The 26655-nt window shown below is 33.8% G+C and carries 20 protein-coding genes and 1 tRNA gene; 9 read left to right on the forward strand and 12 right to left on the reverse strand.

Translation table 11 applies throughout. The features are described 5' to 3' along the window. Window positions 1-139 precede the first annotated feature (139 nt). The gene (locus PQO00_RS20465) at window positions 140-373 is read left to right on the forward strand and encodes an SRPBCC domain-containing protein (protein ID WP_369128023.1); all 234 of its coding nucleotides are present in this window, start codon (window positions 140-142) and stop codon (window positions 371-373) included. A gap of 189 nt (window positions 374-562) precedes the next feature. Here PQO00_RS20465 and PQO00_RS19755 read toward each other — a convergent pair whose 3' ends face one another. The 12 genes from PQO00_RS19755 to PQO00_RS19810 all read right to left on the reverse strand — a co-directional run bounded on the left by PQO00_RS19755 (window position 563) and on the right by PQO00_RS19810 (window position 18610). Beyond that, the gene (locus PQO00_RS19755; RefSeq protein WP_274186581.1) at window positions 563-2161 is read right to left on the reverse strand and encodes a glycoside hydrolase family 31 protein; all 1599 of its coding nucleotides are present in this window, start codon (window positions 2159-2161) and stop codon (window positions 563-565) included. Window positions 2162-2216: 55 nt separating this feature from the next. Continuing rightward, window positions 2217-3491 (reverse strand): hypothetical protein, encoded by a 1275-nt coding sequence (locus tag PQO00_RS19760; RefSeq protein WP_274186582.1) that lies wholly within the window; start codon window positions 3489-3491, stop codon window positions 2217-2219. Between the two features lie 21 nt (window positions 3492-3512). Beyond that, window positions 3513-4610, reverse strand: a complete 1098-nt coding sequence (locus tag PQO00_RS19765; RefSeq protein ID WP_274186583.1) for an acyltransferase family protein — start codon at window positions 4608-4610, stop codon at window positions 3513-3515. Window positions 4611-4855: 245 nt separating this feature from the next. Next, the gene (locus PQO00_RS19770; RefSeq protein ID WP_274186584.1) at window positions 4856-5779 is read right to left on the reverse strand and encodes a PKD domain-containing protein; all 924 of its coding nucleotides are present in this window, start codon (window positions 5777-5779) and stop codon (window positions 4856-4858) included. 26 nt (window positions 5780-5805) lie between these two features. Further along, window positions 5806-7164: a DUF4832 domain-containing protein gene (locus PQO00_RS19775; protein ID WP_274186585.1), complete on the reverse strand. Its 1359-nt coding sequence runs from the start codon at window positions 7162-7164 to the stop codon at window positions 5806-5808. A 27-nt stretch (window positions 7165-7191) separates the two neighbouring features. Further along, complete coding sequence (locus PQO00_RS19780) at window positions 7192-8544, reverse strand: Gfo/Idh/MocA family oxidoreductase (protein WP_274186586.1); 1353 nt, start codon at window positions 8542-8544, stop codon at window positions 7192-7194. 98 nt (window positions 8545-8642) lie between these two features. Next, window positions 8643-10112 carry a RagB/SusD family nutrient uptake outer membrane protein gene (locus PQO00_RS19785; RefSeq protein ID WP_274186587.1) on the reverse strand — a complete coding sequence of 490 codons (1470 nt, stop codon included), beginning with the start codon at window positions 10110-10112 and terminating at the stop codon, window positions 8643-8645. Window positions 10113-10117: 5 nt separating this feature from the next. Beyond that, a complete protein-coding gene (locus PQO00_RS19790; RefSeq protein ID WP_274186588.1) occupies window positions 10118-13660 on the reverse strand; it encodes a TonB-dependent receptor in 3543 nt (1180 codons plus the stop codon). A 91-nt stretch (window positions 13661-13751) separates the two neighbouring features. After that, entirely contained in the window at window positions 13752-14984 is a 1233-nt protein-coding gene (locus PQO00_RS19795) for a FecR family protein (protein ID WP_274186589.1), read from the reverse strand. A gap of 281 nt (window positions 14985-15265) precedes the next feature. Next, entirely contained in the window at window positions 15266-15787 is a 522-nt protein-coding gene (locus tag PQO00_RS19800; RefSeq protein ID WP_274186590.1) for an RNA polymerase sigma-70 factor, read from the reverse strand. Between the two features lie 610 nt (window positions 15788-16397). Beyond that, window positions 16398-16471: transfer RNA gene (locus PQO00_RS19805), tRNA-Arg, on the reverse strand. A gap of 510 nt (window positions 16472-16981) precedes the next feature. Beyond that, complete coding sequence (locus tag PQO00_RS19810; protein ID WP_274186591.1) at window positions 16982-18610, reverse strand: sodium/sugar symporter; 1629 nt, start codon at window positions 18608-18610, stop codon at window positions 16982-16984. Window positions 18611-18752: 142 nt separating this feature from the next. Here PQO00_RS19810 and PQO00_RS19815 point away from each other — a divergent pair, with 142 nt between their 5' ends. The 8 genes from PQO00_RS19815 (at window position 18753) to PQO00_RS19850 (ending at window position 26520) form a co-directional block, all read left to right on the forward strand. Beyond that, window positions 18753-19751 (forward strand): GntR family transcriptional regulator, encoded by a 999-nt coding sequence (locus PQO00_RS19815; RefSeq protein ID WP_274186598.1) that lies wholly within the window; start codon window positions 18753-18755, stop codon window positions 19749-19751. Between the two features lie 18 nt (window positions 19752-19769). Continuing rightward, entirely contained in the window at window positions 19770-20654 is an 885-nt protein-coding gene (locus tag PQO00_RS19820; protein WP_274186592.1) for an aldose 1-epimerase, read from the forward strand. Then, window positions 20651-21814: a galactokinase gene (gene galK, locus PQO00_RS19825; protein WP_274186593.1), complete on the forward strand. Its 1164-nt coding sequence runs from the start codon at window positions 20651-20653 to the stop codon at window positions 21812-21814. Before PQO00_RS19820 ends, galK begins: the two co-directional genes overlap by 4 nt. Before the next feature lie 19 nt (window positions 21815-21833). Beyond that, the gene (locus tag PQO00_RS19830) at window positions 21834-22856 is read left to right on the forward strand and encodes a UDP-glucose--hexose-1-phosphate uridylyltransferase (RefSeq protein WP_274186594.1); all 1023 of its coding nucleotides are present in this window, start codon (window positions 21834-21836) and stop codon (window positions 22854-22856) included. Between the two features lie 261 nt (window positions 22857-23117). Then, a complete protein-coding gene (locus PQO00_RS19835; RefSeq protein ID WP_274186595.1) occupies window positions 23118-23852 on the forward strand; it encodes a hypothetical protein in 735 nt (244 codons plus the stop codon). 272 nt (window positions 23853-24124) lie between these two features. Next, on the forward strand, window positions 24125-25690 hold the full coding sequence (locus tag PQO00_RS19840) for a hypothetical protein (RefSeq protein ID WP_274186596.1): 1566 nt from the start codon (window positions 24125-24127) through the stop codon (window positions 25688-25690). 286 nt (window positions 25691-25976) lie between these two features. Next, window positions 25977-26228, forward strand: a complete 252-nt coding sequence (locus PQO00_RS19845) for a type II toxin-antitoxin system ParD family antitoxin (RefSeq protein WP_213832963.1) — start codon at window positions 25977-25979, stop codon at window positions 26226-26228. Then, entirely contained in the window at window positions 26221-26520 is a 300-nt protein-coding gene (locus PQO00_RS19850) for a type II toxin-antitoxin system RelE/ParE family toxin (protein WP_274186597.1), read from the forward strand. Before PQO00_RS19845 ends, PQO00_RS19850 begins: the two co-directional genes overlap by 8 nt. The last annotated feature ends 135 nt before the right edge of the window (window positions 26521-26655 follow it).

A 26655-nucleotide genomic window follows, 5' to 3' on the forward strand; every position in this document is an offset into this window, starting at 1 on the left:
TGTTGGGCTGGTCTTTAGTTTTTGGGGCATCATGGGTAAGGGTGCTCATCTAGTTCTGTTTTTAGTGGTTCTCCAAAACTAAATACTCTTTTGTGAACTTACAATATGCTCAAGCCCGAAGGCTTACGAAAAAGGAGTTATTTTAAATGTTGAACCCAATTCACAACTTCAATACTCACATTGGAGTCATTTCGATGGACTACCGGACGAACCGGAAAATTATAGGACTTGGACTTTTGATATAACTGAAAAAAAAGAAACAACTCTCTTAACCATTAGTGAAGACAATATCCCGGCCGAAAAGCAGAAAAATCGTTCGGATGAATTTTGGAGTGAAGCTTTATTGAAAATAAAATTAATAGTTGAAAAATAAAAACTACTGCCAATAATGTTATAAGCAATTGCTTGTTTTCGCCTACTTTTGAAATCCTTGCAGATTTTGAATTGCCCCTAAAAATGATTTAACTATAAAAATATAATAATTGGTATTATTTCTGCACGGGACAGAGGGTACAAAAAACAGCTCAAAACGACTTGAATAAGTTTTTTTTGAAACTTAATATCAACTTTTTTGAAAAATAGGAATATCCTCTATTGTTACATTAATCTCTACTACCTTACCTCCTTTATAATTCTTTCCATTATATGTCCACTTTCCTTTTGGAAGCGTAACCAATCTTTTAGTGGCTCCTTTTTCTAGTATTGGAGCAACTAAAATGTTGGAACCAAGCATAAATTGATCTTTAATATTGTAAAAACCAACATGTGGAAATTCATATTCCATAGATCTCACTACAGGTTCCCCAGATTTTGCAGCTTTCTCAACGAGTTCCATAATTATTGGTGTATATGCTTCCCTAATTGCTACTGCTTTTTTTACTGCTTTTAAATTTTGTTCATTTAATACGCGCCAAGGCGCTACAGAAAATTGCATCATTGGCATGAGTGCATGCACCTGGGCAGAGCGCACTATCAACTCTTGATCAATTGTTTTTAAATCAATAAAAGACCCGTACTCTCCACCACCAATCATATCAGGACAATTAAATGGATATCCAAGCAAACCTTGCAAAGTAATTTGAGGAATCAACTTTACGATATCATTCCAATTATGTCCCTTATCATGTAAGCGCTGGGCAAGTGGCTGACCTCCCATTTTCCATGTAGCTCTGTATTCATTAAGTGGATATTTAAGTCCGAATTGTTGAAATGAATAGGTATGATCATTTGGAGTTGCCAAAGTATTAAATGATGTCATGGGGGTGTTATAAAAATAGCTGTCCCCTGCATCCAATTTATAACCATCTATCCCATATTTTTCTTGAAGCTCTTTTAATTGGCCATCAAACCATTCAACCGCACCTGGGTTGGTAAAATCAAGAACAGCACTAGCACCGTTCCACCATCTTACAATCAATGGCAAATCGCCTTTTTCCGTTTTAATAAAATAGCCTTTTTTCTCTAAATCCCTATACACATCACTATCTGGACTCACAAAAGGGCACACCCATAGCATGACTTTAAACCCCAATCCATGAAGTTCATTAACCATTTGTTTGGGATTGGAAAACCGCCCTTCATGGAAATCCCACTTGCCATAATCTTCTTGCCAGTTATCATCTATCATGATCACTCCCGGAGAAAACCCGTTTTCTACAATGGCATTGGCATATTTCAAAATATCTTTTTGGTTTTGGTTATAAATCAACTCTATCCATGTATTGTACTGGGGCTTTTCAAAAAGTAGTTTATCCGGATATTTACCAGATGCTGGAAAATAATTATGAGATGCCAAATTGAAAGCATCTTTTAAAGTAGATCCGGAAGCTGATATCTTTATTTCTGCACCTCTTGAAGTGACTAAAATTTCATCACCTTTTATCGAGTAAGAAATAGGGGCTTCAGACCAAATAACCCTTCCTTTATCTGAAATAAGCAGAGGCTGAGCTTGATTGCCTTTATTATTCCCATAAAGATCAATAGCATAGCCATCGTCAAAAGGCATGATATGTCCATCCCAAACGGCACCTCCCCACCAATGCTCATTAGGGATTACTTTTACTTGCAAACGATCTGTTTGTTGAGAAAATATTTGAATCGTGAACAAAACCATAAAGCTAAAAAGCCATTGTGTTTGTATCAATCTTTTACCTATAATCATTATCAATTTAGTTTAGGGGGGTATGCATTAAACAATTATAAAATTCATTAGTGTTTTAATAAGATTTTTTAAAATCTATAGTTTGACCTTCCAGCAACCTCTCACATACTATCTTTAAGGCTTCATTACCACTATAATTTATAGTAAACACCTTTTCTTGATCGGGCATCAATGCCTTAAGTGATCCTTTGGTTTTATGGTTGTTTATTGAAAAATAGGCATCATAATAAATAGGCGCTATTCCAATGTTTTTTACCGTTAATAACGATATTCCATTTAATTTTTCAAACTTGGTTACTTCAAATTTATAGCCTGTATTGATACTTGCTTGCTTTATACGCTCTTTGGTCTGGTATTTATATTGGTCGTTTCCAATCATGTAAGTGATATGAAAACGTTTTGCAAAAGATTCGTAAGATTCACCATGTGCGCCGTTTGGCGATAACACATTTTGTTGATCAAAAGTGGTGTAATAATTAAATTCGCCTCCAATGGGAGCCGTTTTATATCTACTATCCAATCCTAAAAACTTAAAACGCTGTTCATTTACTGTTGCATGTTCTTCAGCCATAAACGAATCGTCAAACAAGCCAAAAGACAGGTTTAATAATGAAGGGTTTTCGCGAAATGGGGTGACATTGCCATCTTCAACATCAATAGAAATAGACCAATGCAGATTAGTGAACAAAGCCTCCATTTTATTTAAAAAAGTCGTTTGAAACGCTTTAGATGGAAACGTTTTTCCTAACTCAAAAGGCCCGTCATAAATATGGTATTCTCCCCATAAACCAAATCCTACTTGAAGGAAAGCCAACCTATTATCATCATTATATTTTTCAGCAAATTTTTCATAAAACTCTAAAGTAAAATCTTTTAGTTCTTGGTTGGACCAATCTGGAAACCACGTATCTTTTCCTTCACTCTTACCTTTCGTTTCTTTATAATTTGGCAAATCTTTTATGTATTTTGGAACTGAGGTCAATTGCCCAACATAAGTAAACCTAAACCTAAGAATGGCTTGGTGGTTTCTTGATGCTATGGCATTTAATTTACTTTCAACAATAGCCCAATCATAAACACCTTTTTCTGAAACAACATCTTCATAAAGCATATAGGAGTATTCTAAGGTATGAGCTCCAGATTCAGCATTGGTATTTCCGTCCCAAACCACTATACCTGTCATGGGCTGTACTTTAGTAAAACTAGCTACACCACCATTTAAAACAGGTTCTTCAATTAATGGGGTGTCATCATTACTGTCATTATTGTTTTCTCGACAGGAAAAAATAAAACAGTTTAAACTTAAAAAAACAAACAATAAATTTTTCATATTTAGTTTTTGTTGAACTATTTATATTCTTATAAATAACTTCTTTTTATACATCCAGAAACAAATAAACCATAGAAAAAAAAGCACGACAATGCTTAAAATTATATTCGCATTTAATGTTCCCGTCCATCCAAATATAGCATTGGAAAAGGGTAAAAATATCTTTCTAATAAGTTCAGCGCCACCTACATGTGCGAACAAATAAATAAACAATGGGTTCATTCCAACAATTGCAAAAAATAGCACCCCTTTTTGATATTTTTTAACATCTATCACCCAATAACATAATGCAAGCGCCAATAATGACCAACCACCGCCAACAAAAACAAATGTACTTGTTGATATACGTTTTATAATAGGTGTCACATAACTAAATCCATATCCGATTATTAAACCTATAATTCCGGCAATAACCAATAGCTGAATTTTTTTCTTGTTTGTTTTGTTACTCATTATCAATTGACCTGCCAACAAACCCCATATGGTATGAGCAGCGGTAGGAATAGCATTAAACATGGCCCAATGCCCTTCATCTTCTCCTCCAGAAATCAATATATTTAACCAAGCTCCAAAATTCTCACCAGGTACAAAGGCACGATTAAATCCTTCCACTGGAAAAAATCTATAAATACCTTCACTAATTAAAATAAGCAATAAAGAAAATCCTATTTGAATTATAGGTTTTTTACGAATAACTAAAAATGCTAATATATATGTTACACCTAGCTGAGATAATACATTTTGAAACCTAAAAACAATTCTTCCGGGATCGATACAATATAAAGCCCACCCTAAAACCAACATCAAAAAAGCCCTTTTAAAAGCATGTTTTCGCAATTGTTTGAACGTGTCTCCTTTTGCCATTCTTTTTGAAAAAGAAAGTGGCATTGAAACACCCACTATAAACATGAAAAACGGTTGAATTAAATCCCAAAAATGCACCCCTTCCCAATCCACATGATGAAATTGCTCTCCAAGGGCATGAATAATACTGCCATGAAGTTCTGGAGAAACCATATACTCAAATAGACTTGAAAATTCTGCTATAAGCAAAAACATGGTCAAGCCTCTATAAAAATCCAATGATAGTAAGCGATTGTTAATTTTAATTTCGTTCATTGCCATATTTCTTTAAGATTAAGATTCTTAAAAACCTTTAAACTATTAAAGTCTTATTTCACCTATGTGTTATAGCTATCCTAGGCAAGTTGATTAATACTGTCTATAATCAACTTGCTGAGAATAACAATAAGATTAAATATCATAATAATTTTAACCTCTGAGTTTGGAAGCAGTTTTAGTGTTGTTTCAGTAAAATTTGCTGAATTACCCTAACAAGCTCATTTTGTAAAAGTTTAAATAAATTATTCACAAAGAAGTAGTGCTTCTACTGGAATTCTATAGGAAACAAAACTGCTACCAGATCCTGAATTAGGAATTTGTGATACATCACCCCATCCTGAGTTTAATTCAGCAAAAGCTACACTAATAGTCTCTGCCATATCATTGCCACCTAGTACACTTTTTGATATACTAAACTCAATAGCATTGGTATTTGCGTCAATACTAACTATATTTGATGAAGCAAGCGCTTCTACACCAGCTACCCAATTCCAAGTCCAATCAGCGCTAAGCTCATTTGTAAATCCTGATTTATAACAATCACCCCACCATAGAGGCCCAATTGGTCCTTGAAATAAAAAATCTGCTCCCGAATCTGTTCCCCATTGCCAAGACCCATAACCTGTATTAGAGTTACCATCTGTATTAATAAAAATACTCAATAATTCTAAAAGCATAGTCGATTTTCCTTCTATATATACATTAAGATAGTCACCTCCACCCCAAAGTTTAAGTATTTGCATATTATTATCGTAAGCACTATCATCTACTAATACATCAACATCTTCCCAGTCCCCAAAATCTCCATCAATGGTTATATTAACTTTTATAACCTCAGGTGTATTAATTGGTTTTGTAATATTTGCTTCTTGTCCAGATTCATTCATAGCTGTTAAGGTAACATTAAGATCGCCACCTTTTTTAGTATATCTATAAACTGGATTTTCTTTGTCACAATAAAAACTTAAATCACCAAAATCCCATCTGTAATTGGTTGCGCCTTGTGAAAGGTTGGTAAATGTGATTAAACTTGGGTCGTTTTCATCAACTGAATATGAAAAATCAGCTATAATACCTCCATTTGAGACTTCTTCGGAATTATCAGTTCCACAACCTGCAAGTAGTGAAATAGCTATTAGATAATAGAAAAATTTTAATTTTTTCATGATTTATTTATTTAGAGGTTAGTTTTTTAATTAATTGTTAGTGTATGTAATAGTTTATTCATTCCTGTATTAGCATCCCATGTGTTAGAGTTTGCCAATTGGATTGAATATTCTACTCTATCAGATAGTGTTTCATTGCTATCTTCTATTTTTAAAAATAATTCATACTTCCCAGCTGGAATACCTGAGAGGCTAATAGATTCATTTAGTTCATAATCGGTAATTGGTACTACTTTTCTAATATCAAAGCTTAATGCTTTTTTATATAAAGTACCATCTCCTATAGACTTTAATACTAAAAATGTGTTTTTCTTGTTATAAACAGGTGCAAAACCAACGTTATCTATTACTGTACTTAATTGAAAGCTACCATGTGCAGTGACTTCCTTTTTAAGACTAGCAGATTTTAATAAAAGCCTGTAGCCCAATTCCTTTTGAAAATCTTTAAAACAATTATTATTTCGCCATTCTTGTAGTACAGGCCCATAATAATCTAGATTTAAGTATGTCCATTTTAATAAAGACATTTCGGTGTCAGCCGTATTGCAACTTGCTAATGGAACATCTGTTGGTGGGCAAGTTTCTCCTCCTGTAGGAACAAAAAGCGCTTCTTTGCTAATATATTCTTTTTCTGCAGCTATATTTTGATATGTTCCATAATCGTTTGAACTAGCTAAAAAGCAATCATTATGAAACCCTACTCGAGCAATATCAGTTGTTCCATAGCCAACACTTGTATTTATTGCTGTTGAATATTCAAAAAATTCTTGCTTATATAACGGTGTTCTTAATTGGATTTTTATTTCTTTTGGAACCACTTCCAACAACTTGTCCAGTACCGCTTTTTTGTTTTCAAGGGTCGTTAAATTGTTTGTTGTATAGTACCACTCTCCCCATGAACCAATAAAACCAGCTTGAAAAAATGCAATAACATCTACATTATCTGCTAAAATTGGTTTTAGTTGATCTAAATGCCTTTCAATAATATTCAAAGGTGCATCCGTTTCTTCTTGATTACTATTATAGGCAAAACGTAAAATACATTTTATACCTGCATTTCTTAACCTTTCAAAATCCGTTTTTATTAAATCTAGTTGTGCTGAACTTAAATCCGAATCTTTAAACGCATCCAAATAATACATTCGCCAAATTAGGGTAACATTCTCATTTTTTAAATTAGCAAGTGATACTTCATTAAGCGGCATTCCTTCAGAATACACAGACCACTGATGCGTAAACCCGCGCTCTGGGTTTGAAATAACCTCATTTGATGATGTATAGGTAATATTGCTTACGCTATCATCAATAGGTTCTTCTTTTGGACCATCACTACCACAACTTATTATACTGCTTAAGAGCAATAATGCCATAAATTTATATTTCATAATAATACTTTTTTTTATAATTAATAATTAGTAAGTGTCCTTAACCCAGTTATAGGGTTTTCTTTTTACCCAATTACCTCTTGTGAAATCCGGAAAATCCTGAGGTTCTCCATTGTTTTCTATTGAAGCTTCCGATAAGGGCGTAATGGCACTCCAAGCTGCTGCATCATAAGCATCCATTGGAGGGGCCACATGTTGTTTGGCCGCTTCAACAAAGGCATGTATTACAAAAAAATCCATACCACCATGCCCTGCACCATTGGCATGCTCGCCATATTTTTGCCATAATGGATGATCATATTTTTTAAGCCATTCATCTGCTACATCCCATTGATGTGGTTCTGTTTTGCCATCTATATGGATTCTGTTTCCATCTACTTCCCATAAGCCATGAGCTCCTTGAACTCTAAAACCTAGTGAATAAGGTCTTGGTGAATTTGTGTCATGCGTCACAATAATGGTTTCTCCACTAGCTGTTTCAATGGTTGATGTAACGATATCGCCTAACTTAAATTTCACTTTCGCATTCGGATGATTTTCGCCTCCTACTTTTACTATATAGTTATGCAGGCCAACACTTTTGGTAGCGTGCGATGTTAAGGACATAAATCTGTTCCCTCTATTGATATCGCACATAGCTGCTATAGGGCCAATGCCATGTGTAGGGTAGATGTCTGCATTTCTTAAAACGGAATGCTGTGTTCTCCATACCGATTCTGAAATCCCTTTGTCTCCAAACTCGGCTCCAACACCATAGGCAGTTTTTCCGTCGTTGAATTTCACATGTCGCAAATCGTGTTGATAGCCACACCTAAAATGAAGTAATTCCCCAAATACATTTTGTTTTACCATGTTTAAAACCGCCATAATATCTCTACGGTAATTCACATTTTCAAGAATCATTAAATGCGTTCCGGTCTCTTCGTGTACATTTACTAAATCCCAGCACTCTTCAAGTGTATTTGCTGCAGAAACCTCCAGACCTGTGTACTTTCCTGCTCTCATAGCATCTTTAGCCATACGTGTATGCCATAGCCAAGGAGTAGCTATAATAACAGCATCCACGTTATCTAAAGCTAAAAGATTTTTATAATCATAATCATTTTTACCAAAAACCATCGGCTTTTTATAGCCTTTACTGGTCATTTTTTCTGTAGCTAATTTTGTTCTCGAAGGGTCTATATCACAAATAGCCGTAATGTTTATATCGTCTCTTAATAATAAATTATCCAGATGGTTTGTACCTCGCAAACCCACACCTATCATTCCTATTTTTAGTTTTTCTACATTTGAATTAGCACCAAAGGTAAGTCCTGGCATAAACGCTATGCCCGTGCCTGCAATTGCTGCCTTTTTTATAAAATCTCTTCTAGAGTCCATTTTGTATTTTTATACTTTGAGTTATTAATTTCAAAAAGGGTTGAGTTATTATATATACTAATTCAAAAAAAATAAGCCAACCCCTTTGTTCAACTAAACTAATTATAACCTGGGTTTTGTAGAAATGCTCCTTTGCCCTCAGCTATTTTACCTAGTGAAAAAGGATATAATTCCTTGTATGGTTCAGCTTGACTTGAAGTTCCATTTAATTCCAAGGCATGCTCTACAAACTTACCGTGTCTTATTAAATCTGAACGATATTGCCCATTTTCACACCAATATTCGTGAGATCTTTCTTTAAGAATCATCTCATTAAATACGTCAATATCCGAATAGTCTGCCAATAAAATTGGATCTAAACCTGCACGCTCTCTAATTTCATTAACTAAATCAATGGCTTCTTGGTTTGGCGTATTATTTTTATTAGCAATAGCTTCTGCTTTTGATAAAATTACATCTGCATATCTGTAAAGAATGATATCTATAGTTGTGAGCGTGGTTCTATTAGGATCATTTTCTATTTTTAATGGTAGAGGTCCCATTTGCATAATATTAGCTGGATTAGATCGATTATAGGTAATGCCATCAGTTCCTGTAAACTCTGCTATTAAGTTTGTCTTTCTAACATCATTTGGCTCGAATGAATCATAAAACATCCACGAACTTTGTATGGTAGCCCATCCACCTCCATCAGGATAATTGGAAGGTAACACCATCTGTTGCCATTGGTTTTCACTAGTAGCTGCATAATCTGCAGGAATGGCAAACATTATCTCTTTATTATCTACTTGCGATTTTGTGCTGAACATATCAACATAATCATCTACTAACTCATAATAATTCATATCCATAATAGCATTAGCTTGTGCTTCTACATCTGTCCATCTTTTTTCGTGTAGATATAACCTGATCAATAACATTCTTGCAAAACCTTGACTGAACCTTCCATAGACGGCATCTGCAGGTGCTGGTAAATCTTCAGCAGCATCTAATAGGTCTTGCTCAATAAAGTTTACCATGTCATCATGGCTAAGTCTTGCCAAGGGTGTTTCAACTAATGGGTTTTGCAAAACCTCTAATGGTGCCACAACAATAGGCCCGAACATATCGAACAGTTCATAGCTTAAAAATGCTCTGGCGCATTTTAGTTCAGCAACTCCAACCTTTTTAATATTCTCGTTAACTGAAGAATTTTCAAGTCGATCAATACTTAAAGTATTGGAACTAATTCTATTATAAAAATCGTCGTAGAATCTAGTAATACCTTCACTTGAAGGTACATAACTTGTTAGTGTTGCTAATTGTTGTACGCCAAAATTTCCTTGAAGAATTTCTGTAGTGGATTCATTAACAAACATAATTCCACGTTCTGAAGTAGTGTGTATACCATCCCACCAAGAGCCTCTTAATGGATAATAGGCAGCAACAACCAAAGCTTCTACGTCTGCTTCTGAAGCAGGAAAAATCGCTGGATTAATTTCATCATAATTAATAGATTCCAGATCTGGATTACAGGCTACAGTTAATAGCACAAACAACCCTATTAAATAAAAGTTTACGTTTTTCATTTTTTTTAAAATTTTAAATCTATACCTAATGTGTAAGTTTTAACATTTGGATATGCAGCTACCAAATTTGAAGGATCTCGATCTGTCCCTTCCAATCGGCTATCATACCCCGTAGTTTCAGGGTCAACACCTTTAAATGGCGTAATAAGGAATAAGTTTTGAGCATCAATTCTAATGGCCATGCTATTAAATACTTTACCAAGTGCTTCGGAAGGTAAATTATATGATAATGATAAGTTTTGTAACCTTATAAACCATGCATCTTGTAAGAAGAAATCCCCAGCACTGTATTGTGTGTATCCATAGTGTGATGCAGGTCTACTATTTGTTGGGTTATCTAGTGTCCATCTGCTATAAATACTTCTTAATGCATTACGCCCATTTTGCCGAACGCCATCTGCGGAAACACCTAAAGCAAGATCTGTTGCATCTACAATTTCCCTACCGAACATGCCATTAAAATGAAACCTAAGTTCAAAGTTTTTATAGCTAATGGTATTACTAAAACCTGCTATAAAATCAGGGTCTGTTGAACCTGTCATTACTATATCCGCTTCATCGATAATTCCATCTGGAGCTCCTGTAGCTATAAACCTTCCGTTTTCATCAACTAATGGATTCCCTGAACCATCTCTTGAAAAACCATTAATATCTTTAACCTTTATTTGACCAGGAAATAAGTCTGGTTGTGCAGGAACCACTTCTCCTATTTGCATCACACCATCTGATAAATATGTATATCTAGCACGAATAGGGTCATCAACTTTCTCAAAAATGCTTGGTTTCCAATCTGGTGCTCTTTCTTTCCATTTATCTTTAAATTTAGAAAAGGTTAAGGTACTCTTCCATCTAAAATCTTTAGTATCAACATTAATAGTATTTAATGTTACTTCAACACCTTTACTTTGTGTGGTACCTATATTTGCCCAAACCGTATTTATTTCATTGTATGAATTAATTGGTTTTATTTGTAGTAAATCTGAAATTTCTTTATTATAAACTTCAACCGATCCTGATAATCTTCCTTTAAATAATTCAAAATCAAGACCTATATTAATTTCTTCTGTGGTTTCCCATTTTAAATCTGGATTTGCTAATCTTGATGGGAATACACCTACCAATATAGATTCGTCTGGATTTAAGTAAGCTGGTTGCGCATAATATGCTGCAAAAGCGTTTGAACCTATATCGGCATTTCCTGTTTCACCATAACCTACCCTAAACTTTAATTGATTTATGTTATCACTTAAATTTTTTATAAATGGCTCTCCAGCCATATCCCAACCTAAAGCAACTGATGGGAAAACAGCAAACCTGTTATTTTCAGCAAAAACGCTAGAACCATCTCTACGAATAGTTCCTGAAAATATGTATCGATCTTTAAAAGTATAATTTAATCTAGCAAAATATGACACAATGTTTTGCTCGTATTTAGTTGAAGCCAATGTTCTAGGTCCTGCGCCAGCATTAATATTATTCCATAGAAATGAATCTGTTATAAAATCCTCATTACCTGAAGAAGCACTTTCTGATCTATATTTTTGTCTTGAATAACCAACTAAGAAATTAAAATTATGGTCGTCGCTAATTGTTTTAGAGTAATTTAAAGTAAAATCAAAAAGATTGTCATTCTTTTTTTGATTTGCTATAGTAGCTTTACCATTGACCGTTTCACCATATAAAGTTGTTCTTGGCAAATAAGTGTTTCTACTTGTATATCCTTGATCAATCCCTGCTTGAAATCTAGCCACTAAACCTGGTAGGGGCTTAATTTCTGTATAAAAATTAGTAAGTGTTCTATCTATAACACCTTGGTCTGTAATGGTAAGTAGTGAGTATGGATTAGGTTCTTGTGAATTATCTGGATTTATAGGGTAATAACCAAACTCATCGATAGCTTGTATTTGTGGACCGTATTGTAATGCCGATCTAATAATACCAGAATTCTCATATTGGTCACCACCTAATTGGCTGTTGTCATTATTAATTCTACTCATTGTCATGTTCATACCAACACTTACATAATCATTTACTTTCTGATCTAGATTAAATCTTAAAGCTGCTCTATCAAAAGTTGAATTCTTTAATACACCATCTTGCTTATATAAGTTACCAGATAAATAATATTTAGTAGTTTCAGTACCGCCTCTTAATGACAGGTTATGTTGCTGTGTGCTACCATCTCTTGTTACCAAATCAAGCCAATTGGTGCCTTTTCCAGCATTATTTATTTGGTCGTCTGAATAAAATCTTGAAAATGCAACTCCACCAACAGGATCTGCCATAGCTTCTTCTAAGGTTCTACTACTAGTGTTACCGCTACTATACGGAGTTACTCTGTTTTGAAACAACCAATTTTCATAAGCAGCATCGTTTCTTAATTGCATCCATTCTGGTAAACTTCTTATTACATCAAAACTATCATTATAGGATTGTAGTGAATAAGAAGACGAGTAACTTACTTGAACTTTACCAGCAACTCCTTTTTTGGTTGTAAGCAAAATAACACCATTTGCTGCCCTAGCACCATAAATGGATGTCGCACTGGCATCTTTTAATACTGAAATGGATTCGATATCATTTGGATTAAAAGAGTTTAAAATATTTTGAGTACCACCACTATATCTGTTACCAGTTCCAGGTTGTTGAAAATCGGTAATAGGAAACCCATCAACTACTATTAGAGGCTGATTACTTGCATTAATAGATCCTGCGCCTCTAATTTGAAAGTCTAAACCACCACCTGGTTGTGCACTGTTTTGTGTAATTTGTAAACCAGACACTTTCCCCCTAAGCACATCGCCAACCGATGGTGAGGATGATAATACCAATTCTTCGCCCTTAACTGTTGATACGGCCCCTGCAATATCCTTCTTTCTTTGGGTACCATAACCAACAATCACAATTTCGTTTAATGTGGCTGTATCTGTTAGTAAGGTAACATTAATGTCTGTTTGGTTATCAATAGCAACTTCTTGGGTAATAAACCCTAAAAATGAAAATACAAGCGTATTGGCACCGTTTGGCAAAACAATACTGTAACCCCCATCAAAACCTGTAACTACACCTACAGAGGTACCCTTTACCAAAACAGATGCCCCAGGAAGTGGCATACCTGTATCATCTATGACTTTTCCTGTAACAGTAGTTTGTAATAGTTTGGATTCACTGTAAGCTTGTTTATCCTTTATCGGAGAAATAAGGATGACATTTTCATCATCTTTTTGGACGCTATAACCAGCCCCTACTAGTTGCATAGTGGCCGTAACTATATCAACGTTAGCAAAATCTGCTATGACTAGTTTATTTGCATCCAGTACATCATCACTATAAAAGAAATTCACATCTGTTTGCTCTGTGATAGCCTTTAAGGCTTGTCCTAAAGTGACTTCACCAAGTTTTAAAGAAATTTTTTGGGAATAGGCAAAACTTGAAGTGCTTAAAAAAAGTATACAAAATACAATTAAACTTTTTTTCATTATCCAAAGTATTTGATCTTTTAATAGTTTAACATGACTATAGTTTATAGCCGATAATTTTTTTTTCATATTTTTACTTTTTAGTTTAGTTAATTACTAATGACAAAAGGGTTAGCTACTAAGAATTTCATCGGGAAATGTTGACGCATTTCCCGTTTTCTTATGGGTCTTTTCTTGAAATTTTAACTAGGTATTCTTCATTATTTTCTGTGTTTTGGATTATTTCATAGGTTACGTTTGCTGATTTACTTATTCTATCTAATAAAAGTTTTGCTGGAAATTCTTTAGAAGCTAGCCCTGTAAATGTTATTTCACTAAGCTGAGCATGAGAAAAATCAGTTTTAAAATTATACCACCTTCCAACTTTTCTTAAAATATTATCAAGACTCATATTCTCAAAGAAAAAAGTACCGTCTTTCCATGCAGAATAAACTTGAGGGTTCACATTTTTAACCTGAACGGTGCCTAAATCTTTTTTGCCTACAACAGCCTGTTCTCCAGGTTTTAAATAAACTTCTTTCTGTTGGTCTCCTACAAGTTTTATTTTACCCTCTGCCAAGGTTGCTGCAAAAAAAGCATCATCATTATATGCAGAAACATTAAAGGAGGTCCCTAAAACCGAAATATCCCTCATCTTAGTTTTTACAATAAAACTTTTACCGACATCTTTCTTGACTTCAAAATAGGCTTCGCCAGATAATTCAACAACTCTTTTGTTGCCTTCAAATGAAGTTGGATATTTTAAAGAAGAAGATGAGTTCAACCACACTTTAGAGCCATCTGGCAAAATAAGTTTGTATATACCTCCACGTGGGACAAACAGCGTGTTTTTACCTACCTTTTTTGGGGATTTTGCTGAATTGCTTTCTCTATTTGGTAAATAAACCAAAGCGTTATCTTGATTTTTAACTTCTGCTAAAGTTTGCGTTTTCACAAACTCATTTTTTTCAAGATCCACTTCTGTTCCGTCTTCTAAAACAAGCGTGGCTTTATCATAGCCTGGCTCTAAGTCTAAAACAATTGAATTATTTATTTCAGTAGGTTTTGAAGAAAAATGTGAAATACCGTAATAGCCCACCGAAATTAACAGGATAGCAGCAGCAGCATATCTATATACAGACCTGAAGGCAACTAAAGGCTTTCGTTTTATTGTTTGTTGCTTATTATCTATTCTTTTAAGTATTTTTGAGTAGGCAGCATTTTTATCTAAATTTTCAAACAGACTTATTTTGTTTTCAAAATTTTCTTCTTTTAAAATTCTATGATAAAATTCTTTATTTCCTGGAATACTTAGCCATTTTTCAAAATCAACATCTTCTTGACTTGAAAGTGTTCCTAAAACTGATTTTATAATCAATTTTGCTGTATAAAATTTTTGATTTGTGTCTAACATGAGCTTTATTGAAAGGGGCTTTATTAAATTGTTATCTTTTTGTTATATCTATATAAGCAGTTGAAACAAAAAAAGGGTGGAAAAAAAAACAACTTTAACATTTATTTTTTTTAATCTATACCTAAAAAACATCAAATGGACTCGTTTAACTGTCCTTTATAATAATTTATCAATAGGTAGTTTATTGGTAATTTTTAACGAATCAATAAAGTTGTGATAATGGATGGTAATAAAATTCTTTGTATCAATTTGTTAGAATGAAATCCATACAAATGAAATTGTTATAATGAAGAAAGAAACAACACTAAAAATGGATTGTTTTTTAATTTTTTCTTGAGTAATTCTATAGCTCTTGAACGTTGTGACTTTACAGTATTTAGAGAAATATCAAGATCTTTGGCAATATCTTTATATTTTAACCCCTTTAAACAAGATAGCTCAAAAACTTTTCTGCATTTAGGAGGCAGCGTTTCCAATGCTTGATATAAAATAACGGCATGCACCTCTTCTTCTATAATATCCTGTTCTATCGTTACAGCTGAGTCATGGTGCTTTTCATCTAGCGAAATCACTCTTTTCTTTTTTTCCAGATATTTAAAAGAAGCATTTCTTACCATAGTATATAAATATGGCTTTATATCATCAATATGTGCTAAATCTTCACGCTTTTCCCACAATGTGACCAAACAATCCTCCACAACCTCCTCTGCTGCAAATTTATTTTTCACATATTTGAAGCTATAAGAAACAAGCCTAGGGTATAGAGCATTAAATAAGTTTTTAAAAGTTTCTCTATTTAGCACTTTTTTAAGGTATTATGTCGCCTAAAATACAGAATCTTATTTATACCGACCTGTTGCGCATTATGATTTAAGCTAAATATTTATATAAAATATTAATAATCAGCAAATTAATTCTAAAACAAAAAAAACTAATAATCAAAATACAAATTACCAAAAACATATTTTGTGCAAATATCCCTTTCGGAGAGGTCCTTTTTGTTCATTTAGTAATTTACATCAACTTAAATTCAATTTAATAAATAAAGCAGCTCAAAAGAAACGCCATTATTATTAAATTCTGGGGAGACACTAAAGTTAAAAAAGAAATTGGAGTAATAAATAGTTTAATGAGATTTCTTTCGTAAAAGAAGCTATCTTTTGATAGTGAAATGAAACTAAAGCATCAACCAATGAGTCGTAATTTAATCCCATAAATCAAATTATTTTTTTTATAAAATAATCTTTTATCTGAATGCCTATAATATTTTGGCCAAAATATTCTTTACCTAATCCCAAAAAGGCATTTAGATCAAACACTATAAAATGTTATAAAACTGTTCCAGTATATACCTAAATTTGAATGAAGGTTTAAAAAACAAAAAAGCCTCACTAAATATAGTGAAGCTTTTTGTGAGCCCTGAAGGATTCGAACCTTCGACCGCCTCCTTAGAAGGGAGGTGCTCTATCCAGCTGAGCTAAGAGCCCCAAAAGAAAGCATTTCTGATTTCTGGTGTGCAAATATAAAATTAACTGCATATCTAACCAAAAGAAATGTTTATAAATTTCATCAATAATTCATAATACTTTAAAAATCTTATACCTAGTTTTAATCATTCGTTCATAATTGTTATTCTTAAACTAAGATATAATACCATTTACACCTTGAATTTATCCAATAAAACACATCTTTTTGTGCTTTATTTCGTTATAAAAATAAACCAGAACTATAGCTATGCTTGATTTTTACGCCTCATCTATCACAAAAATTCTTCATTTTATTTTTGGGTAAATTCAAAGTATAACTGGTATAATAAAAGAGGGTGTCTAAAAAGTCTTTATAATTTGATTTGTCAGGTTGAGTACTTCGGCTTCGCTCAGTACAGGCTCTGTCGAAACCGATATTGATTATCAGTAAGTTAAAAATATTTCGACAAGCTCAATATGACATCGAACTTACTTTTTAGACACCCTCTACAGATATCTTAATTTATTTAACTACCAAAACAGACCATATAAAACGGCCAGTACAATCATAATTACAAACGAGCCAATATTAAATAATGGTGTTGTTTTGAATAATTCTTTAGTAAGGGGAATCCCCTTAGGATCATCTGCTCCTTTGTTTTGCATATTACTTAATACAACAATAACCAACATGGTCAATAACGTTGTTATTCCCATCTGGTGCATCCATGGCTCAAATACAGGAATCGGTAAGAATTTAAGAGCTAGAGCTATTGGAATAGATAAAACGGCTCCCCAAATGGCAGCATTATTAGTGGTTTTTTTCCAGAACAAGCCTAAAATAAACACAGCTAATATACCTGGACTAACAATCCCGGTGTATTCTTGAATGAATTGAAATGCCTGGTCGATACCTCCTAAAAGAGGTGCAACTATAACAGCTATTAATAAGGCGACGGCGGCCGAAATACGTCCCACATTCACCGTTGTTTTATCATCAGCATTTTTATTAATATACTGCTTGTATATATCCATAGTGAAAATGGTTGATGTAGAATTTAGCATAGAGGCCAAAGAAGACACAATAGCAGCTGCCAAAGCTGCAAAAGCAATACCTTTAAGACCCACTGGTAAAAACTGTAATAACCAAGGGTATGCCTTGTCCGCTTGCCCAGTAGTAGGCACATTTAACATACCTGCTTCTCCCAAATTAGACATAATGGAAGGGTCGTTTACCATAACGTAAGCAGCAATACCAGGAACCACTACAACTAAAGGAATGATTAATTTTAAGAACGCAGCCAATAAAATCCCTTTTTGAGACTCTTTTAAAGATTTAGCTGCTAAGGTCCTTTGTATAATATATTGATTGAAACCCCAGTAATATAGGTTAGCTACCCATAAACCACCTATTAATACCCATATGCCAGGCAGGTTTATATAGTTTTCATTGGTTTCTTCAAGTATCATATGGAATTTTTCGGGAGCAGCTTCTACCACTTTAGCGAATCCAGCAAAAACACCTTCACCTCCAGATACGGTATTCAACGCTAAATAAGTGGTCACCAAACCTCCTAATACTAAAAACACCACTTGTATAACATCCGTCCAGGCAACAGCAGATAAGCCTCCATATAAAGAATAAGCTGCAGCGAATAACGCCAAACCAATAATGGCATACATCATATCGACCCCCATAATGGTTTCTATAGCCAACCCTCCTAAATATAAAACAGAAGCTAAGTTTACAAAAATGTAAAGTCCTAACCAAAATACGGCCAGTATCGTTTTTAAATTAGTGGAAAATCGTTTTTCAACAAATTCAGGAATAGTGTATAAGCCCTTTTCAATAAAAATAGGCAAGAAATATTTACCGACAATAATTAGAGTCAAGGCTGCCATCCACTCATAAGATGCTATCGCAAGTCCCAAAGCAAAACCCGATCCCGACATTCCAATAAACTGTTCTGCCGAAATATTTGCAGCAATTAATGATGTACCAATGGCCCACCATGGTAAAGATTTACTTGCTAAGAAATAATCTTCTGCATTTTTTTGATGTCCTTCTTTATCTCTGGATACCCACAATCCCACTCCTAAAATTAAAATGGCGTAGGCTATAAATACTACATAGTCCCACATTTCGAATCCTGCTGTCATAGTAAAATAAATTATTTTGGTTAATTAATATAAGACTCAAATATAGAAATTAAATATTAGAAATAATGTATGCTTAGATTAAAAAAACCAAACTAGTAGGGTCTAGTATGTTTTTTTTAAAAAAATAATGATACATTTGTAGCTGTATATGATAAAGATCAAGCAAAAAATAGGCGTTCCAAAATATAAGCAAATTATCAACTCCATTGAAGATGCTATTCTTTCTGGTGCTTTAAAAAAAGGAGATAAAATCCCTTCTATTAATCGTATTAAAGATACCCATAAGCTTTCAAGAGATACTGTTTTAATGGCCTTTAACGAGTTAAAAAACAGAGGCATTATTCAATCTGTAGTTGGAAAAGGCTATTATATAGCTAGTGAAAATGTAAACATTACCCAAAAGATATTTTTACTTTTTGATGAGTTAAATTCCTTTAAAGAAGATTTATATAATTCGTTTTTAGAAAATTTGGGAAGCAATATCCAAGTAGATATTTTTTTCCATCATTTTAATGAAAACTTTTTTAGTAAATTAATTAATGACAACGTTGGTGACTACAATTATTATGTAATTATGCCGGCAAACCTGACCAATACAAACAAGGACATAAAAAAACTGCCTAAGGATAAGGTCTATATTTTAGACCAAATACACGAAGACTTATTAGAATATTCGGCCATCTATCAAAACTTTGAAAAATCCATCTTTGATAATCTTACTAAAGCCTTTCACTTAATCAAAAACTATAAGAAAATAATTCTAATCTTTTCTGAGGATAAACAACCTCAAGGGATGTTAAAAGGTTTTAATAAATTTTGTAAAAAAAACGAAATGTCTTTTGAAGTGATAAGCTCACTAGCCGACAAAGTTTTAAAAAAGGGAGAACTATACATCATGCCAGACGATAAAAGCTTACTCCGGATTATAAAAAAAATGAAAAGCAAAAACTTTTCACTCGCAAAAGATATTGGCATTATCTCATATAACGACACCTTACTTAAAGAAATTGTAGAAGGCGGCATTACAACTATTTCTACAGATTTTAATAGGATGGGGCAACGTTTGGCAGAAATGATCCTTAATAAAGAAAAAGTTAAAATAGAAAACCATAATAGTTTGATTATCAGAAACTCATTATAATAAATTAAATAAAAAATAGTGTATAAAATCAATCACGATAAGGCGTTAAATATTTTAGAAATTGAAAACTCCGAAAACAAGGTATATGGAAAAATTCACCTTAGTTCCGGAGCCAGTTTGCAAGAGCTAACATTAAATGGGCATGGTATTATAAAGGATTTATCGCCATTAACTTATGCCAATACGTATGCTTCTTCCATTCTGTTCCCTTTTGCTAACAGAATTAAAGACGGTATATATAGTTTTAACGATAAAGAGTTTCAATTTGAAATAAACCAAAAAGAAGAAAACAACGCGCTACATGGATTGGTCTATAATAAAACATTTCAAATTATTGACCAAGAGACCCATCACGATTCAGCATCTATTTTGCTGGAATACAACGAAACCGAATTACCCATAGGGTTTCCTTACACATATACCATTCAGCTGAAATATATTTTTACTTCAAATCACTTGAGCTTAGAGGTATCTGTAAAAAATACAGATACAAAAGCATTTCCTTTTACCCTAGGCTGGCACCCTTATTTTTTAAGTGACAACTTATTTAATAGCTCTTTGGATTTTGAAAGTACTGAAAAAATAGTTCTAGGTGAAAGAAATATCACGACCGGTGTTGAAGATTTTGAATTAAATAAAGCTTTTAATATTGAAGACAAACAATTGGATGATTGCTGGATTTTGGATTCAAATGAAGTAACATTCAACACCCCTAAATATCAATTGACAATAACGTCTTCGGCAGGGAATAATTTTCTCCAGGTCTATACGCCCCCTAAATTAAACACCATAGCTATTGAACCTACAACCGGGGTTTCAAACAGTTTTAATAACCACATAGGCTTACAGGTTTTAGACGCAAATGATACTTATAATATTAACTGGAGCTTAAAAATAAAATGACAAATACTATAATGGATACCATATTAATTAATGACGTAAAAACAACATTCGTAGACACGTTTAAAACCGAACCTATTCTTGTTTTTTCTCCAGGGCGAATTAACATTATTGGTGAGCATACCGATTATAATGACGGGTTTGTGTTTCCTGCTGCAGTAGATAAAGGTATTGCAGCTGCCATGCAAAAGAGTGACACCAATAAATCTATAGCATATGCTTTAGATAAGAATAGCCGTATTGAGTTTGAATTAGACAAATTAAGCCCATCTGCCGAAGGTAGTTGGGAGAATTATGTGTTTGGGGTGGTTTCCGAAATTCAAAACAGAAACAAAGTAGTAGGGAACTTTAATATTGTTTTTAAGGGAGATATCCCAGGGGGCGCAGGGATGTCGTCATCTGCAGCGTTGGAAAATAGCGTGGTGTTTGGTTTAAACGAGTTGTTCGATTTAGGGTTGACAAAACACGAAATGATTTTAATATCACAAAAAGCAGAACATAATTATGTGGGAGTAAAATGTGGGATTATGGATCAATATGCAAGCATGTTCGGCATCAAGGACAACGCATTGCTGTTAGATTGTAGAACTGTGGAATCCAAACCTTATAAGATCGATTTTAAAGACCATCAACTCATGCTAATCAATACGAATGTAAAGCATAGCTTGTCCGATAGTGCCTATAATGACAGACGTTCTGCTTGTGAAAACATTGCAGAATTACTTGGAATAAAAGCGTTAAGAGATGCCGCCGAAGCCGATTTAGAAGCTATAAAAGACAAGGTAACACCTGAAAATTATCAAAAAGCACTCTATGTTATCCAAGAAAACGATAGGGCTTTAAAAGCTTCTAAAGCGATTGAGGATAATGATTTGAGCACATTAGGAGCTTTGATTTTTCAGTCTCATGATGGTTTACAACATCAATATAAAGTAAGTTGTGACGAATTGGATTTTCTAGTAGACTTGGCGAAAGCAGACGATCAGGTTTTAGGGGCCAGAATGATGGGGGGCGGATTTGGTGGTTGCACCATTAATTTAGTCACAAAAAATGAAGCCAAAGCTTTTGGAGAAGCTGTATCTATAGCTTATAAAAAAGAGTTTAACAAAGCCTGTTCTGTATATTTTATAAAATTATCTGAAGGCACACACCTAGTAAAATAATAAATCATATTTATTGAAAATGAACCATACCGATTTACAAGACTTTTCACATAAACGATATAATATACTAACTGGCGAATGGGTCTTGGTATCGCCACATCGAGCAAAACGACCATGGCAAGGACAAAATGAAGCAGTATCCAATACTGCTAGACCAGCTTACGATGAAACCTGTTATTTATGTGCAGGCAATACCAGAATTAATGGCGAGATAAATCCAAAATACCAAGATGTATTTGTCTTTACAAACGATTTTGCCGCCCTGCAAAAAGATTCTAAGTCCTTTTCAATTAAAGATGGCTTGCTAGTGGCCGAAAGCGAAACCGGCATATGCAAAGTTATCTGCTTTAGTCCAGACCACTCAAAAAGCTTAGCGAACATGAGTGCTAAAGACATTCAGAAAGTTGTTCTCGTTTGGCAAAAAGAATTCAAGGAACTATCTGAAAACCCCAATATTAATTACGTTCAAATATTTGAAAACAAAGGTGCTGTCATGGGATGCAGTAACCCACATCCCCATGGCCAAATTTGGAGCCAGTCTACACTGCCCAATGAAGTTGATAAAAAAAACACACAGCAACTGGCCTATTACAACAAAAATAACAGGAGCCTTTTAGGTGATTATTTAGCACAAGAATTAGAAAAGCAAGAACGTATTATTTTTGAAAATCGATCATTTGTTGTTTTAATTCCTTTTTGGGCAGTATGGCCGTTTGAGACGATGATTGTGCCCAAAAAGCAACAATCGAATATTTTGGAATTAAATAACGACGAGGCTTTAGAATATGCCGAAGCTATTTCGGTAATAACCAAAACATACGATAAGCTGTTTAACACATCGTTTCCTTATTCTAGTGGTATCCACCAAGCACCAACCAACGGCAACGCAAATGCTCACTGGCATTGGCATATGAGCTTTTACCCACCACTACTAAGAAGTGCTACTGTTAAAAAATTTATGGTGGGCTATGAAATGTTTGGCTCCCCACAACGTGACATTACTGCAGAAATTGCAACAAAAATGATTAGGGATTTAGTTTAACTTTCTCTCGATTAATAGCGAAGTGTGATTAAAACCCAATGCAGAACATTGCATTGGGTTTTTTATGTTATACCAATTATACTTTGAATTTACTCACTAAAATTTACACCTTTTCACCTATGCTCCAAAATAAAAAAGGATCCGTAACTAAAGTTCAATACGTTAAGGATTTATAAAAACCATAGTTAAAGTATCTTAAATACCAATTATTTAAGTGATTAAATACTTTAATTTGAAAAACGATAACCAATTAAAACAAAAATGAAATACTTCATTTTTATTCTTTTGCCATTTTCCATGCTTTCCCAAAATATAAAAGGAAAAGTCTATGATAATGAAACGACGGTAAAAGGCATAGATGTTTTTAACCTTAGCAAACAAACCAGAACCCATACAGATAATTATGGAAACTTCACTATTGAAGCAACCGTAGGCGACACCCTTTCGTTTCATTCGACCTTCCATAATAAAAAGATCATAAAACTTACTAAATCCCATTTTACCGATATTATGGTTATAGAGTTGAGCAAAACCATACATAGACTTAAAGAAATACTTTTACAAAATAATATAAACCCAAAAGAGCTTAACCCAACCAAAGAAAATTCCTTACTAAAAGAACAAATTACCAAAGACATAAAATCCGATCCCCATCTATACGGTTCCTCTTCTAAATATGGCCTTGATCTTATTAGAGTTATAGGGTTCATTGGCAAACTTTTCAAAAATAAAAAAGAAAAAAACGCCTCTATCATTCCTGTATCATACAAAGCCTTGGATTCCCTATTTTCCAATAGCGCCTTTTTTAATGATGAATTGCTTACTACGCATTTAGCAATAGCTAAAGACCGTAAACAGCTCTTTTTTGAATATTGCGAAGTTAAAAATCTAGATAAAGAGCTGCTCAAAAGCGAAAATGAAATCATACTGTTAGATAGCTTGGTAACTTACAGTAAATCATTTCTAAAAATAATTGAGGAATCTAAAAAAAAGTAAGCGACTAATTTCACACATATGCCCCCATTGAACCACTTGAAGTTAAGGGGTATCATACTTGGCATAACATCCATAAGGCTTTCAGTATCGCCAAAACTATCGATAATCGGGAATATTAATGAGGTTTGTGTGTTCATGCCTAACTTTTTTTAAACTGTGGTACTCCCAGACAGCGCTTGAAAACATGCTTCTTCGCTTAAAATAAAGTACATTATTATACTAAATCCTAGCTTCAAAAGTTATATTTTTAGCCATCAAAACTTTTGCTTTTAATGAAACATTACTTATACTTTATTTTAACCATAGGATTTTTAATGCTTTGGAGCTCTTGCCGTAAAGATTTTGACTTTTCCCCAAGTACGGGTAGTCTTGAGTTTTCAAGGGACACTGTTTACTTGGATACCGTTTTTACTAACATAGGCTCCAGTACATATAACCTAAAGGTTTATAACAGAAGTAACGATGATATTTTTATCCCTTCACTAAAATTGGCCTTAGGCGAATCTTCCAATTATAGATTAAATGTAGACGGTATGGCAGGCAAGGTTTTTGAAAATGTACAAATATTGGCCAAGGATAGCTTGTTTATTTTTATTGAATCGACCATAGACATTAATAATTTCCCTAATCCTGATGGGAATTTTTTATATACCGATCAAATTGAGTTTGATGCTGGTTCAAACCTTCAAAAAATAGAACTTGTTACCTTAGTACAAGATGCTGTATTTATTTATCCCAATCGGGACAACACGACAAAAGTTGTTGAAACATTAACACTGGATATTGCTGGCGAACTCATAGAAACCGAATTACAAGGACGTGAACTGTTACCTACAGAACTTACTTTTACAAACGACAAGCCTTATGTTATTTATGGTTTTGCCACCGTACCAAACGGAGAAACCCTTACCATAGATGCAGGAGCCAGAATACATTTTCATAATAATTCAGGAATCATCGTGTCCAATAATGCCTCATTACAGGTTCATGGTGCGCTTAGTAACGATCAGGACCTATTAGAAAACGAGGTTATTTTTGAAGGGGATCGTTTAGAGCCCAATTTTGCCAATACACCTGGCCAATGGGGAACCATTTGGTTATTGGATGGTAGTATAGATAATTCAATAAACTACGCCACCATTAAAAATGCATCGGTTGGCATTTTATGTGATGGCAACCCAAATGCCATTTCAGATAAACTAACCATCACCAATTCCCAAATCTATAATTCCAGTAATTATGGGATTCTTGGAAGAAACACTTCCATTACCGGGGAAAATATCGTTATCAACAATACAGGCTTATCATCATTTGCAGGTACTTTGGGCGGTAAATACCATTTTACGCACAGTACTATTGCAAACTATTGGAATAACGGATTTAGGCAGTTCCCTGCCGTTTTGCTCAATAATTTTGTGTTGGATGAAGATAACAATGCTACCATTGCAGATTTAACCCAAGCCAATTTTAATAACTGCATTATCTACGGAAATGATAACCCCGAAATTTTACTGGATGAAATCGAAGATGATGCTGTGGTATTCAATTTTAAATTCACAAACTGCTTAATTCGTTTTGAAGACAACAATAACCGTTTTACGGGACCAAATTATGATTTAAGCGATACCAACCATTATGAAGGCAATATTTTTAACGAGGATCCTAATTTTAAAGACACCTCTTTAAATCAACTGATTATTGGTGATGAATCTGCTGCCATCAACAAAGGGCTTCCGACTTTTGCCACACAAGTGCCTTTTGATATTTTGAATGTCAATAGAACGGGGTCTCCAGATTTGGGTGCTTATCAACATATAACGTTTCCTGAGGAAGATTAAAAATACGGTCATATCGAAATGCGTTACGATTGGGGTATCATATTTATTGCCCTCTTATGATGCTAGTATGCCCGCACAAGAGTGAGTGTTAGCTTTTACCTTAAACCTGTAAGTACATTAAGAAAATATGATAAATACTTTCAAAACTATTAAAAATCGACTAGGTTAGTGGTCTCAACAAAATGGATATATGCGTAACGGTACGCATAGCCATTCGTTGTGTGCAATTTGAGGGAAATTTTGTTATAATACCAATTTTTGGTATATTTGAGTAAAATTATGTCAAATGAACAAAAACACATCAATATCACTCGGAAATTATTTTGACCAATTCGTTCAAAGCCGAATAAGTGAAGGAAGATTTAAGAACGTTAGTGAAGTCATACGTGCAGGATTAAGACTTTTAGAGGAAGAAGAAAGTAAAGTTATTGCTCTAAAAAATGCAATTCAAGAAGGAATCGATAGCGGAATTGCTCACGATTTTGACCCAAAAAAACATTTGGAATCCCTGAAAGCGAAAAAGCACTCGAATGGCTGAATATAAACTGACCAATAAAGCTGTCGAGGATTTATCGAAAATTTGGGATTATACATTTGAGATTTGGTCTGAAAAACAAGCTGACAAATATTACGATGGACTGATTTCTAACTGTGAGGAAATTGCGGAAAATCCAGATTTAGGAAAAAACTACGAAGGAATATCTAAGCAACTTCTCGGAATAAAAGCAAATCGACACATAATATTCTACAGAACATTGGATAAAAACTATGTGGAAATTACAAGAATATTGCACGAAAGAATGGATTTAAAGAAAAGAATAACCGAATAAAAACTGCACACAATAACTAAGCATATGGCGTGCCGATAGGCCAACGCTATATGCCTTGTTGACTGATCCATTACTTAGAATAAGGGGGAAAACGTTTTTTTGAGGTGTTTTTATAAAAGATTATCTATAAAAAGA

The organism is Flavivirga sp. 57AJ16, from assembly GCF_028736925.1.
Lineage (GTDB): Bacteria > Bacteroidota > Bacteroidia > Flavobacteriales > Flavobacteriaceae > Flavivirga.

Excerpts from the sequence above, each read along its gene's own strand:
- PQO00_RS19845 (WP_213832963.1), top strand. The coding sequence starts at position 25,977 with ATGAACAAAAACACATCAATATCACTCGGAAATTATTTTGACCAATTC.
- PQO00_RS19830 (WP_274186594.1), top strand. The coding sequence starts at position 21,834 with ATGAACCATACCGATTTACAAGACTTTTCACATAAACGATATAATATA.
- PQO00_RS19765 (WP_274186583.1), bottom strand. The coding sequence starts at position 4,610 with ATGAACGAAATTAAAATTAACAATCGCTTACTATCATTGGATTTTTAT.
- PQO00_RS19810 (WP_274186591.1), bottom strand. The coding sequence starts at position 18,610 with ATGACAGCAGGATTCGAAATGTGGGACTATGTAGTATTTATAGCCTAC.
- PQO00_RS19770 (WP_274186584.1), bottom strand. The coding sequence starts at position 5,779 with ATGAAAAAATTAAAATTTTTCTATTATCTAATAGCTATTTCACTACTT.
- PQO00_RS19790 (WP_274186588.1), bottom strand. The coding sequence starts at position 13,660 with ATGAAAAAAAAATTATCGGCTATAAACTATAGTCATGTTAAACTATTA.
- PQO00_RS19755 (WP_274186581.1), bottom strand. The coding sequence starts at position 2,161 with ATGATTATAGGTAAAAGATTGATACAAACACAATGGCTTTTTAGCTTT.
- PQO00_RS19795 (WP_274186589.1), bottom strand. The coding sequence starts at position 14,984 with ATGTTAGACACAAATCAAAAATTTTATACAGCAAAATTGATTATAAAA.
- PQO00_RS19835 (WP_274186595.1), top strand. The coding sequence starts at position 23,118 with ATGAAATACTTCATTTTTATTCTTTTGCCATTTTCCATGCTTTCCCAA.
- PQO00_RS19785 (WP_274186587.1), bottom strand. The coding sequence starts at position 10,112 with ATGAAAAACGTAAACTTTTATTTAATAGGGTTGTTTGTGCTATTAACT.
- PQO00_RS19760 (WP_274186582.1), bottom strand. The coding sequence starts at position 3,491 with ATGAAAAATTTATTGTTTGTTTTTTTAAGTTTAAACTGTTTTATTTTT.
- PQO00_RS19840 (WP_274186596.1), top strand. The coding sequence starts at position 24,125 with ATGAAACATTACTTATACTTTATTTTAACCATAGGATTTTTAATGCTT.
- PQO00_RS19775 (WP_274186585.1), bottom strand. The coding sequence starts at position 7,164 with ATGAAATATAAATTTATGGCATTATTGCTCTTAAGCAGTATAATAAGT.
- galK (WP_274186593.1), top strand. The coding sequence starts at position 20,651 with ATGACAAATACTATAATGGATACCATATTAATTAATGACGTAAAAACA.
- PQO00_RS19850 (WP_274186597.1), top strand. The coding sequence starts at position 26,221 with ATGGCTGAATATAAACTGACCAATAAAGCTGTCGAGGATTTATCGAAA.
- PQO00_RS19780 (WP_274186586.1), bottom strand. The coding sequence starts at position 8,544 with ATGGACTCTAGAAGAGATTTTATAAAAAAGGCAGCAATTGCAGGCACG.